This window comes from Planomonospora algeriensis (assembly GCF_977012225.1).
In genome coordinates, this window is sequence record NZ_CDRNDK010000213.1 from 1 (window position 1) to 10,583 (window position 10,583).

Below are 10,583 nucleotides of genomic sequence, written 5' to 3' on the forward strand. Positions count from 1 at the left end.
CGCCGCGCCGGTCGCGGTCCCTGGAACGGCACTCGCAGGCATCCGGGACGCGGCGCCCGGCGCGGAGGCGGTCGGGGAGGCGAGCTCGGCTCCGGACGGCGCCACGGACCCGGTGACGGACCCGGTGGTCTCGGTGAGGGATCCGAACGGACCTTCCTCCTCGACCGGGTCCCCGGCCGACGTGTCGGTGAGGTCGTACGATCCGGTGGCCTCGTCACGCTCGTCGACCTCGACGAGCATGGTCCGGTCGCGGCGCAGCCACATGGGGACGAGCACGCACAGCCACATGACGACGATGGCGAGGTAGAGGAGGACACTGCTCACAGCCGCCTCCGCACAGCACGAAGGCACGCCTGACCGCGGGGCGTCCTCACTGTGCTCACGTCACGCACCGTAAGACCGCGTGTCACTATTTGACGAGTATTCAGTTCGGTGTGTCGCCAGATCGTCACACCTCTTCGTGCGAGGGACCGCCGGGGGCCGTGGCCTCCCGGACATGTCGCCACCGCGCGAGCAGGCCCCTGGGCGCGTCCTCGACCGTGAGGGCGTAGCAGATGTGGTCGCGCCAGGCCCCGTCGATGTGCAGCTGCCGCCGCCGGATGCCTTCTTCCCGGAAGCCGAGCTTCTCAACCACCCTGCGGCTGGCCTGGTTCTCCGGCCGGATGTTGGCCTCGACCCGGTGCAGCCCGGTGGTGAAGAAGCAGTGGTCCACCGCCAGGGCCACCGCTGTCGGGATGATCCCCCGTCCGGCCAGCGCGCCGTCCACCCAGTAGCCGATCTGGGCGGACCTGGCCGACCCCCAGACGATCGCGCCCACGGTGAGCTGGCCCGCGAAGGCGCCCTCGTACGTGACGACCCACGGCAGCGCCAGCCCCTGCCTGCCTTCCCGGCGCAGCGTCCCGGCCATCGAGATGTACGGTCCCAGCCCCGTCCGGAACAGGGGCGTCTCCGGGTTGCTCGGCTCCCACGGCCGGAGCCAGTCGGCATTGCGCAGCCGTGATTCACGCCAGACGCGCACGTCCCTGAGGCGCAGCGGCCGGAGTCCCACCGGGCCCTCCGTCAGGGTCACCGGCCAGCCACGAAGTCGATCCACCCCTTCATCATCCCCCCAAGCCGCACCGGCGTGCCACGGAGAGGCCGCGGGAGGTCACGGAGAGGCCGCCGGAGGTCACCGGGGATGGTCTCCCCCGCGGATCTGGTCCACGGCGTGCCGCAGCACGGGCGCCAGTACGGCCATGCCGTCGCGGACCCCGCCGGAGGAGCCCGGCAGGTTGACGATCAGAGTGGAGCCCGCCTGGCCCGCCAGCCCGCGGGACAGGATGGAGGCGGGCACCTTCTCCCGGTTGGCCTGCCGGATCGCCTCGGCGATGCCGGGGATCTCCCGGTCGAGCACCCGCGCGGTCATCTCGGGGGTCAGGTCGGCCGGGGTCAGGCCGGTGCCGCCGGTGGTGACGATCACGTCGTAGCCGCCGGCCACCCCGGAGCGGAGCGCCTCCTCGACCGGTTCGCCGTCGGGGACCACCACCGGCCCGTCCACCTCGCACCCGGCCTCCGCGAGCAGCCCGGCCAGGAGCCTGCCCGAGGAGTCCTCGTACACCCCGGCGGCGGCCCGGTCGGACGCCGTGATCACCAGAGCCCGCATGCGCGACCCGCCTTCCCCGTCACCACTGTCCCGGCACCGCGGCCCGCGCTCAGGACCTCGTCCAGACGCCGGTCTTGCCGCCGGTCTTCTCCTCGACCCTGACACCCGTGATGACGGCCGCCGGGTCCACCGCCTTCACCATGTCGATCAGCGCCAGGGCTGCGACGGCGACCGAGGTCAGTGCCTCCATCTCGACGCCGGTCCGGTCGGCGGTCTTCACCCGGGCGGAGATCTCCACGCCGTCGTCGACCACGGTCAGGTCGACCTTCACGCCGTGCAGCGCGATCGGGTGGCAGAGCGGGATCAGATCGGGGGTGCGCTTGGCCCCCATGATGCCCGCGATCCTCGCGGTGCCGAGCGCGTCCCCCTTGGGGATCTCACCCGACCGCAGCAGTGCCACCGCCTCGGCCGACAGCAGCACCTTGCCGGTCGCGACGGCCGCGCGCGCCGAGACGTCCTTGGCCGAGACGTCCACCATGCGCGCCGCGCCGGTCTCGTCCAGATGTGAGAAACCGCTCATCCGCCTGCCCTGCCTCCTGTCCGGTGTGGCCCGTTGTCCCCGTTCACAGGGGAATGATCTCCACGGTCGCGCCCTCGGGAAGCTCGGTGACGTCCTCGGGGACCACGATCAGCGCGTCGGCCTCGGCCAGGGCGGCGAGCTGGTGGGAGCCCTGCCGCCGCACCGGGGTCACGGTGCCCTGCGGGCCGAGCCTGCCGCGCAGGTAGGAGCGCTTGCCCGCGGGCGAGCGGAGCGGCGCCGCGGTCACGGCCGTCACCGTCTCGGCGGGGCCCACGGGCAGGCCCTGCATCTTCCGCAGCGCCGGGCGGACGAACAGCATGAACGACACGAAGGAGGAGACCGGGTTGCCGGGCAGCGCGAAGATGGGCACCTGATCGTCGCCCACCACGCCGAACCCCTGGGGCATGCCCGGCTGCATGGCGACGCGCTCGAAGCGTACGGTGCCCAGCGGCCCGAGGGCCTCCTTGACCGGTTCGTACGCGCCCATCGAGACCCCGCCGCTGGTGATCACCACGTCGGCCCTGACCAGCTGGGCGTCGAGCTGCTCGGCGAACCCCGCCGCGTCGTCGCCGACGATCCCGGCGCGGTAGCCCTCCCCGCCGGCCTCCCGGACCGCGGCGATCAGGGTGTAGCTGTTGGACTCCCAGATCTGGCCGGGGGCCAGGGCCGTGCCCGGTTCGGCCAGCTCCGCGCCGGTGGAGATCACCACGACCCGGGGGCGGGGCCGTACCAGCACCCGCCGGCGGCCGACTCCGGCCAGGATGCCGAGCTGGGCGGGGCCGATCCGGGTCCCGGCGGGCAGGACCACGTCCCCGGCGCGCACGTCCTCGCCGGCCAGGCGGATCGCGTTGCCCTTCTGCACGGGCCGGTCGATCGTGACCCGGGCGGTGCCGCCGTCGGTCCACTCCACCGGGACCACCGCGTTGGCCCCGGCCGGCAGCGGCGCACCGGTCATGATCCGCAGCGCCATCGCCGGCCCCAGCGCGTGCAGGCGGCCGTCCCCGGCCGCGACGTCGTCGACCACCGGCAGCGTCGCCGGGACGTCGGCGACGTCCTCCGCCCGTACGGCGTAGCCGTCCATCGCGGAGTTGTCGAAGGGGGGCAGCGGGACCGGGGAGGTGACCTCCTCGGCCAGGGTCGTGCCCAGCGCCCGTTCCAACTCCAGCTCCAGCGGGGCGAGCGCCCGCACGGTGCGCAGGATGTCGCCGAGGTGCTCGTCGACCGATCTCATCGGGCTCATGTGGGCCGCCTGCGGGCTCGTCGGAAGGGTCATCGCGAGGCCAGGAACTCCTTGAGCCAGGGCATGAACTCCGGCGCGAGGTCGGGGCGGTCCGCGGCGAACTGCACGACCGTGCGCAGGTAGTCGAGCTTGTTGCCGGTGTCGTAGCGGCGGCCGCGGAACAGCACGCCGTGGACCGGCCCGCCACCCTCGCCGCCGCGTCCGGCCAGGGTGCGCAGGGCGTCGGTGAGCTGGATCTCGCCGCCCCGGCCCGGCGGCGTGTTCTCCAGGACCTCGAAGACGGCCGGGTCGATCACGTAGCGGCCGATGATGGCCCAGTTGGACGGCGCCTCCTCGGCCGGGGGCTTCTCCACCAGGTCGGTCACCCGGACCACGTCGTCCTCGGCGGTGGCCTCGATGGCCGCGCAGCCGTACAGGGAGACCTGCTCGCGCGGCACCTCCATCAGCGCGATGACACTGCCGCCGTAGGTCGAGCGGACCTCGATCATGCGCTTGAGCAGCTCGTCGCGGGGATCGATCAGGTCGTCGCCGAGCAGGCAGGCGAACGGGCTCTCGCCCACGTGCTGCTTGGCGCAGAGCACCGCGTGGCCCAGGCCCTTGGGCTCGCCCTGCCGTACGTAGTGCAGGGTCGCCAGGTCGGCGGGCTCGCGGACCTGGGAGAGGCGCTCGTCGTCGCCCTTGGCCTCGAGGACCTCCTCCAGCTCGACGGCGCGGTCGAAGTGGTCCTCGATCGAGCGCTTGTTCTTGCCGGTCACCATGAGCAGGTCGAGCAGCCCGGCGGAGACGGCCTCCTCGACGACATACTGGATCGCGGGTTTGTCGACGATCGGCAGCATCTCCTTGGGCGTCGCCTTGGTCGCAGGCAGGAAGCGGGTGCCCAGACCCGCCGCCGGCACGACGGCTTTCGTCACGGGATCGAAGTCGGCCATATCAAAACCTTAGTGGAGGGACCTGTGGACAAGCTGAAGCTGCGCTCGTTGATCCGGCAGCGGCGTGCCTCTATCCCGGAGGACGAGCGTTATGCGGCCTCTGTCCAGATCCGGGAGGCGTTACTGGACCAGCCGTGGGTGCAGATGGCCGGGCTGGTCGCGTGCTACTGGTCGACCGGGGCCGAACCGGCGACGCACGGGCTGGTCTTCGCGCTGTGGAAGCACGGCGCGACTGTGATGCTCCCGGTGCTCCGCGACGACATGGACCTCGACTGGGCGGTGTACGACGGGCCCGACACCCTCACCCCCGGCCGCTTCGGGATCATGGAGCCGGTGGACGTACGGCGCGGCGTCGACGCGATCAGGACCGCGGCCCTGGTGATCGTCCCGGCGCTGGCGGTCGACCGCTCCACCGGCGTACGGCTCGGCCAGGGCGGCGGCTCCTACGACCGGGCCCTGGCGCGGGTGGGCCCGAACGTGCCGACGGTCGCGCTGCTCCACGACGGCGAGCTGCTCGACGGCGTCCCGGCCGAACCGCACGACCGGCCGGTCCGCCACGCCGCGCTGCCCGGCGGCATCGTCCGCCTGGGGGAAGGCAGACCTGTCGAATAGGACAGAATGGTCCCCGAAGTGAGAGGAGGGGACAGGTGACTCTTCGCTCCCGGAGAGGGAGCGGTTCCCCGCTTTTCCCGTCCGGGACAGGCGACGCACACGCCCCGGCGGTTCCGCGCGGGGGCCCGCCACCAAGGGAGCGAACCCTCCGTTGCACGAACGCGCCGACCGTCCCGACGGATCCTGACGGACAGCCGATGGACATCTCATGGACATGAACGTCCAGCTGCTGCTCGGCGCGGGGATCGTCATCACCTCCATCGTCGCGGTGCGCGTCGCCCACCGCAGCGGCCTCCCCAGCCTGCTCATCTTCCTCGGGTTCGGCCTGGTCATCGGTGAGTCCGGGTTCGGCCTGCAGTTCGAGGACACCGGGCTCGCCCAGCAGATGGGCCTGATCGCGCTGGCGATCATCCTGGCCGAGGGAGGTCTGACGACCACCTGGAGCCACGTCAAGGGCTCCATCCCCACCGCCGTGGTGCTGGCCACCGCGGGCGTCGCGGTGAGCATCGCCGTCGTCGCGCTCCCGGCGCACCTCCTGCTCGGCATGGACTGGCGGACCGCGCTCCTGCTCGGCGCGGTCCTCGCCTCGACCGACGCCGCGGCGGTCTTCTCCGTCCTGCGCCGCCTGCCCCTGCCGCCGCGCCTGTCGGGCATCCTGGAGGCCGAGTCCGGGTTCAACGACGCCCCCGTCGTCATCGCGGTGGTGCTGCTGAGCACCAACGCCTCGCCCAGCCTCGGCGTCGCGCTGCTGGAAGTCGTCTTCGAGCTCGTGGTCGGCGCGGCCGTCGGCCTCGCAGTCGGCCCGATCGGCGTCTACGCGCTGCGCCGCGTCGCGCTCCCGGCCGCCGGCCTGTACCCGATCGCGGTGCTCGCGCTGGCCTTCGTCGCCTACGCCGGCGCCACGTCCCTGCACGGCAGCGGCTTCCTCGCGGTCTACCTGGCGGCGCTGGTCATGGGCAACTCGCAGATGCCGCACCGGGCGGCCAGCCGGGGCTTCGCCGAAGGCGTCGCCTGGCTGGCCCAGATCGGCCTGTTCGTCATGCTCGGCATGCTGGCGAGCCCTTCGGAGATGCCGGACGCGCTCGTCCCCGGGCTGGTCGCGGGACTGATCCTGGTCGCGGTCGCCCGGCCGCTGTCCATCATGATCTCCGCCTTCCTGCTGCGGGTCACCGGGGTCGACCGGCTGAACTGGCGGGAGCAGGCGTTCCTGTCGTGGGCCGGGCTCCGGGGTGCGGTGCCCATCGTGCTGGCCACCATCCCCTGGGCCGCCACGTCGATCGACGACGCCACCGCCAAGCTCGTGTTCAACGAGGTCTTCGTCATCGTGGTCGTCTACACCCTGCTCCAGGGGCCCACCCTGCCGTGGGTGGCGCGCAGGCTCGGGGTCACCGCACCGGAGGAGGCCCGCGACCTGGCGGTGGAGTCGGCCCCGCTGGAGGAGCTCAACGCCGACCTCCTGCAGATCAGGGTGCCGCCGGCGTCCAAGCTGCACGGCGTGGAGGTCTTCGAGCTCCGGCTCCCGTCCGACGCCCAGGTCACGCTCGTCGTCCGGGACGGCAGGTCGTTCGTGCCGTCGGAGTCCACCCGGATCAGGGCCGACGACCAGCTCCTCGTGGTGGCCACCGCCGCCTGCCGGGAGGTCGTCGAGAAGCGGATCCGCGCGATCAGCCGCCGGGGCAAGCTGGCCGGCTGGTTCGGCGAGCACGGCGCCTGACCTCCGGCGGCGCCGGACCGTGAGACTCCCGAAAGCCGGACCGAAAGGCCCCCGCAGGCCGAGCCGGAAGGTTCCCGCAAACCGAGCCGGAGGGCTCCCGTAAGCCGGACCGAAAGGCTCCCGCAAACCGAGCCGGAGGGGCTCACGGGCCGGGTTGCGGGACGGTTGCGGGACCCCGGCCGTGAGGCGTGCGCCGGAATGTGACATCCTCCGCTCGCGTTTATGCTTGTCGACGCCGTACCATTAGCAGTCGCGCCAGTCGAGTGCCAATCGGCGCGGACCGAATGAGGAGGAGAGCGTGCCCACTTACCAGTACGCCTGCACCGCCTGTGACAACCAGTTCGAGATCGTCCAGAAGTTCTCGGACGACGCGCTCACCGTGTGCCCGAGCTGCCAGGGTGAGCTGCGCAAGGTGTTCTCTGCGGTCGGCATCGTCTTCAAGGGATCCGGTTTCTACCGGACGGACAGCCGGTCGTCCGGCTCGAGCACGGTGAGCTCCACCACGTCGAGCTCCTCGAACTCGTCGTCGTCCTCCGCGTCCTCCTCGGGGCCGACGGAGTCCAAGCCCGCAACCGCCGCACCCGCGGCCGCGGCCTCCTGACGGACGGACGGGCGCGCGGTCGGCCTCAAGGCGGCGCGGGGCGGTCCGTCATCGCGCCGAGCATCTCCCCGGGCAGCCGGTCCAGCAGTTCGCGTAGCCCGGGGTGCTCCTCCGGATCCCAGTCCCGGATCACCCGGGTGAGCCCTTCCCTGGCCTCCGCGACCAGGCGATCGGCCACCCGCTCCCCCTCCGGGGTCAGCTCCAGGCCGAATCCGTCCGCCGCCCGGCGGACCAGGTCGCGCTCCACCAGGTGGGCGACGTACGGCCGCCCCCTGTCGATGGTCACGCCCGCCCGCTCCGCCAGGTCCGCACCCGCCTGCCGGCCCCGGGTGCCCAGGCGGGCGATCAGCCAGACCGAGCCGGACGGCAGGTCGCGCAGGCCCGCCAGGTCGCCGAGCCGCCGGTAGTAGTCGCGGCGCATGGCCTCGTCCGCCAGTCGCCACAGTCCTCTCTCCACCTCGTCGAGCGATGACCGCTCGGTCGGCACGGCGCCGTAGCCCTCGCCCGGGTCGGTCGCCTTGGTGGTCTCCCGCAGCGGCAGCTCGGGCAGGAGCCAGGCCACCGCGAAGGCCAGCAGCGCCACCGGGGCGCCGAACAGGAAGACCCGGGCGATCGCGTCGGAGTACGCCTCCAGGAAGGCCCCCGCGACCTGCGGGGGCAGCCGCCGGATGACCGTCGGATCCTGCTGGACCGCGCTCTCGATGCCCGGCGGGAGCCGTACCGCCCGGGAGAGCGCGGCCAGGTCGTCGGCCAGCTGCGCGGTGAAGACCGACCCGGCCAGCGCGACACCGAACGAACCGCCGATCGCGCGGAAGAACGTGGCGCCCGAGGTCGCCGTCCCCAGGTCCTCGAAGCCCACGGCGTTCTGCACCACGATCACCAGGACCTGCATGACCATGCCGATCCCGACGCCCAGGACGAGCAGGTAGACGCTCAGCTCCAGGGCCCCGATGCCGGGGTGGATGCGGGAGAGCAGGTACAGGCCGAGCGCCGCGGTCGCGGTGCCGGCGATCGGGAAGACCTTGTACCGCCCGGTGGCCGTGATGACCTGGCCGCTGACGATCGAGGCGACGAGCAGGCCGCCCATCATCGGCAGCAGGTGCAGGCCCGACATCGTGGGCGAGACCCCCTGCACGACCTGGAGGAAGAGCGGCATGTAGGTGAGGGAGCCGAACATCGCCAGGCCCACGATGAAGCCGATCAGCGACGCCACGTTGAAGACCCGCAGCTTGAACAGGTGCAGCGGGAGCACCGGCTCCGGGGCCCGCCGCTCGGCCAGCCACCAGAGCACCGCCAGCGCCGCCGCGGCGACGCCCAGCCCGATGATGACCGGGCTGCCCCACGCGTAGGTGCTCCCTCCCCACGTGGTCGCCAGCACCAGGCAGGCGGTGGCGCCGCCGAGGAAGACGATGCCGCCGTAGTCGATGACGTGCCCGGTGGAGCGCACGCCCGCCGGCAGCGCCCAGGCCACCACCGCCAGCGCGAGCAGGCCGATCGGCAGGTTGACGTAGAAGACCCAGTGCCAGGACAGGTGGTCCACGAACAACCCGCCGAGCAGTGGCCCGGCGACGCTGGAGACGGCGAAGACGGCACCGAAGAACCCCTGGTACCTCCCCCGCTCGCGGGCCGGCACCACGTCCGCGACGATCGCCTGGGCGAGCACCATGAGGCCGCCGCCGCCGAGTCCCTGCAGCGCGCGGAAGCCGATCAGCTGGCCCATGTTCTGCGACAGGCCGCACAGGGCCGAGCCGACCAGGAAGATCACGATCGCGGCCTGGAAGAGGGCCTTGCGGCCGTACTGGTCGCCGAGCTTGCCCCACAGGGGCGTGGAGACCGTCGAGGCGAGCATGTAGGCGGTCACCACCCAGGAGAGGTGGTTCAGGCCGCCCAGGTCGCCGACGATGGTCGGGAGCGCGGTGGCGACGATCGTCTGGTCGAGCGCCGCGAGCAGCATGGCGAGCATGAGCGCCCCGATGATGAGCCCCAGCTCCCCCGCGGGTCTCCGCTCCGCCTCTCCGGACGCCGTCCGCCGGGTCCGCCGCGCACTCGTCTCGTTCCCCCGATCGACCATGGGGCAGGTCATACCCCGTGTGTCCACACGGTCACATCGGCCGACGGAGTTGTCCACAGGCTCCGCTCTCCGCCCTATCGCGGGGCGGCCGTGACGCTAGTGTCTGCGCCATGGTCAATCGCGCGGACGTCGGGGTCATCGGCGGTTCAGGGTTCTATTCGCTGCTCGACGACGTCACGGAGGTCACGGTCAGCACGCCGTACGGCCCGCCGAGCGACGTCGTCAGCATCGGCCGCGTCGGCTCCCGGGAGGTGGCGTTCATCCCCCGCCACGGGCGCGACCACCGCTTCCCGCCGCACCGCATCCCCTACCGGGCCAACCTGTGGGCCCTGCGCTCCCTCGGCGTGCGCCAGGTCCTCGCGCCCAGTGCGGTCGGCTCGCTCCGTCCCGAGATCGGTCCCGGCGCCCTCGTGGTCCCCGACCAGCTCGTCGACCGCACCTCCGGACGCGCCCAGACCTACTACGACGCCGGCGGCGTGGTCCACGTCCCCTTCGCCGACCCCTACTGCCCGGCGGGCCGCGCGGCGGCCGTCGCCGCGGGCCGGGCCGCCGGCTGGGAGACGGTCGACGGCGGCACGCTGGTCGTCATCGAGGGCCCCCGCTTCTCCACCCGGGCCGAGTCCCGCTGGTTCACCGCCAACGGCTGGACGGTCGTCGGCATGACGGCCTTCCCCGAGTCCGTCCTCGCCCGCGAGCTCGCCATGTGCTACACCTCGCTGTCCCTGGTCACCGACCACGACGCGGGCGTGGAGACCGGCGAGGGGGTGACCCACGAGGAGGTCCTGGCCTTCTTCGCCGCCAACGTCACCCGCATGCGCTCCCTGGTCACCGACGTCGTCGGAGCCCTCCCCAAAGACCGCGCCTGCCACTGCTCCACGGTTCTGGACGGCCTGCGCCTCCCCTTCGACCTGCCCCGGTGACCTCCGGTCCCCGCCGGTGACCCTCCAGGCTCGGTGGTCATCCGGTCTCGGCCGGTGACCCTCCGGCCCCGTTCCCGGTCCTCCGACCGGTGTCCCTCAGCCCGCCCGGTGACCTTCCGTGGAGTCAGCCATGCCCGTCGCCAGCCTCCTCCCCGGCCTGCGTCCGCCGGGTCGGCGCCTTCCCGTCCGCCGTCTCCTCGGCCGCCGCCGCCGAATCCTCGCCACCGTCCTCGCCGCCCTGGCCGCGGCGTGCGCCGTGACCGTCCTGCGGCCCGAGACCGCGTCGGTGACCGTGCTCGCGGCGGCCCGCGACCTGCCCGGCGGTGTCCTGTCG

At 72.7% G+C, this 10,583-nt stretch carries 10 protein-coding genes and 2 pseudogenes; 5 read left to right on the top strand and 7 right to left on the bottom strand.

Features of this window, described 5'->3' with window-relative positions:
• The 6 genes and pseudogenes from ACWJ6R_RS20950 to galU all read right to left on the bottom strand — a co-directional run.
• A pseudogene (locus tag ACWJ6R_RS20950) lies at positions 1-324 on the bottom strand (hypothetical protein); the annotation flags it as partial.
• A gap of 124 nt (positions 325-448) precedes the next feature.
• On the bottom strand, positions 449-1,093 hold the full coding sequence (locus ACWJ6R_RS20955; protein WP_449063858.1) for a GNAT family N-acetyltransferase: 645 nt from the start codon (positions 1,091-1,093) through the stop codon (positions 449-451).
• Positions 1,094-1,168: 75 nt separating this feature from the next.
• Positions 1,169-1,642: a MogA/MoaB family molybdenum cofactor biosynthesis protein gene (locus ACWJ6R_RS20960; RefSeq protein ID WP_449063859.1), complete on the bottom strand. Its 474-nt coding sequence runs from the start codon at positions 1,640-1,642 to the stop codon at positions 1,169-1,171.
• 49 nt (positions 1,643-1,691) lie between these two features.
• The gene (gene moaC, locus ACWJ6R_RS20965; RefSeq protein WP_449063860.1) at positions 1,692-2,162 is read right to left on the bottom strand and encodes a cyclic pyranopterin monophosphate synthase MoaC; all 471 of its coding nucleotides are present in this window, start codon (positions 2,160-2,162) and stop codon (positions 1,692-1,694) included.
• Between the two features lie 43 nt (positions 2,163-2,205).
• A complete protein-coding gene (gene glp / locus ACWJ6R_RS20970) occupies positions 2,206-3,393 on the bottom strand; it encodes a molybdotransferase-like divisome protein Glp (protein WP_449063867.1) in 1,188 nt (395 codons plus the stop codon).
• Between the two features lie 38 nt (positions 3,394-3,431).
• Complete coding sequence (galU, locus tag ACWJ6R_RS20975) at positions 3,432-4,331, bottom strand: UTP--glucose-1-phosphate uridylyltransferase GalU (RefSeq protein WP_449063861.1); 900 nt, start codon at positions 4,329-4,331, stop codon at positions 3,432-3,434.
• A gap of 24 nt (positions 4,332-4,355) precedes the next feature.
• Between galU and ACWJ6R_RS20980 the strand changes: the two genes are divergently transcribed.
• The 3 genes from ACWJ6R_RS20980 (at position 4,356) to ACWJ6R_RS20990 (ending at position 7,258) form a co-directional block, all read left to right on the top strand.
• A complete protein-coding gene (locus ACWJ6R_RS20980; RefSeq protein WP_449063862.1) occupies positions 4,356-4,943 on the top strand; it encodes a 5-formyltetrahydrofolate cyclo-ligase in 588 nt (195 codons plus the stop codon).
• A gap of 208 nt (positions 4,944-5,151) precedes the next feature.
• Complete coding sequence (locus tag ACWJ6R_RS20985) at positions 5,152-6,657, top strand: potassium/proton antiporter (RefSeq protein ID WP_449063863.1); 1,506 nt, start codon at positions 5,152-5,154, stop codon at positions 6,655-6,657.
• A gap of 298 nt (positions 6,658-6,955) precedes the next feature.
• Complete coding sequence (locus ACWJ6R_RS20990) at positions 6,956-7,258, top strand: FmdB family zinc ribbon protein (protein WP_449063864.1); 303 nt, start codon at positions 6,956-6,958, stop codon at positions 7,256-7,258.
• Positions 7,259-7,283: 25 nt separating this feature from the next.
• Here the strand turns inward: ACWJ6R_RS20990 and ACWJ6R_RS20995 are convergent, their stop codons facing one another.
• Positions 7,284-9,329 carry an MFS transporter gene (locus ACWJ6R_RS20995; RefSeq protein ID WP_449063865.1) on the bottom strand — a complete coding sequence of 682 codons (2,046 nt, stop codon included), beginning with the start codon at positions 9,327-9,329 and terminating at the stop codon, positions 7,284-7,286.
• A gap of 110 nt (positions 9,330-9,439) precedes the next feature.
• On the opposite strand from ACWJ6R_RS20995, the gene ACWJ6R_RS21000 reads away from it, so the two are divergent.
• Entirely contained in the window at positions 9,440-10,249 is an 810-nt protein-coding gene (locus ACWJ6R_RS21000) for an S-methyl-5'-thioadenosine phosphorylase (RefSeq protein WP_449063866.1), read from the top strand.
• Positions 10,250-10,379: 130 nt separating this feature from the next.
• Positions 10,380-10,583 (top strand): annotated as a pseudogene (locus tag ACWJ6R_RS21005) (hypothetical protein); the annotation flags it as partial.

Coding starts and splice junctions, on each gene's coding strand:
- galU (WP_449063861.1), bottom strand. CDS start 4,331: ATGGCCGACTTCGATCCCGTGACGAAAGCCGTCGTGCCGGCGGCGGGT.
- ACWJ6R_RS21000 (WP_449063866.1), top strand. CDS start 9,440: ATGGTCAATCGCGCGGACGTCGGGGTCATCGGCGGTTCAGGGTTCTAT.
- ACWJ6R_RS20960 (WP_449063859.1), bottom strand. CDS start 1,642: ATGCGGGCTCTGGTGATCACGGCGTCCGACCGGGCCGCCGCCGGGGTG.
- glp (WP_449063867.1), bottom strand. CDS start 3,393: ATGAGATCGGTCGACGAGCACCTCGGCGACATCCTGCGCACCGTGCGG.
- ACWJ6R_RS20985 (WP_449063863.1), top strand. CDS start 5,152: ATGGACATGAACGTCCAGCTGCTGCTCGGCGCGGGGATCGTCATCACC.
- ACWJ6R_RS20995 (WP_449063865.1), bottom strand. CDS start 9,329: ATGGTCGATCGGGGGAACGAGACGAGTGCGCGGCGGACCCGGCGGACG.
- moaC (WP_449063860.1), bottom strand. CDS start 2,162: ATGAGCGGTTTCTCACATCTGGACGAGACCGGCGCGGCGCGCATGGTG.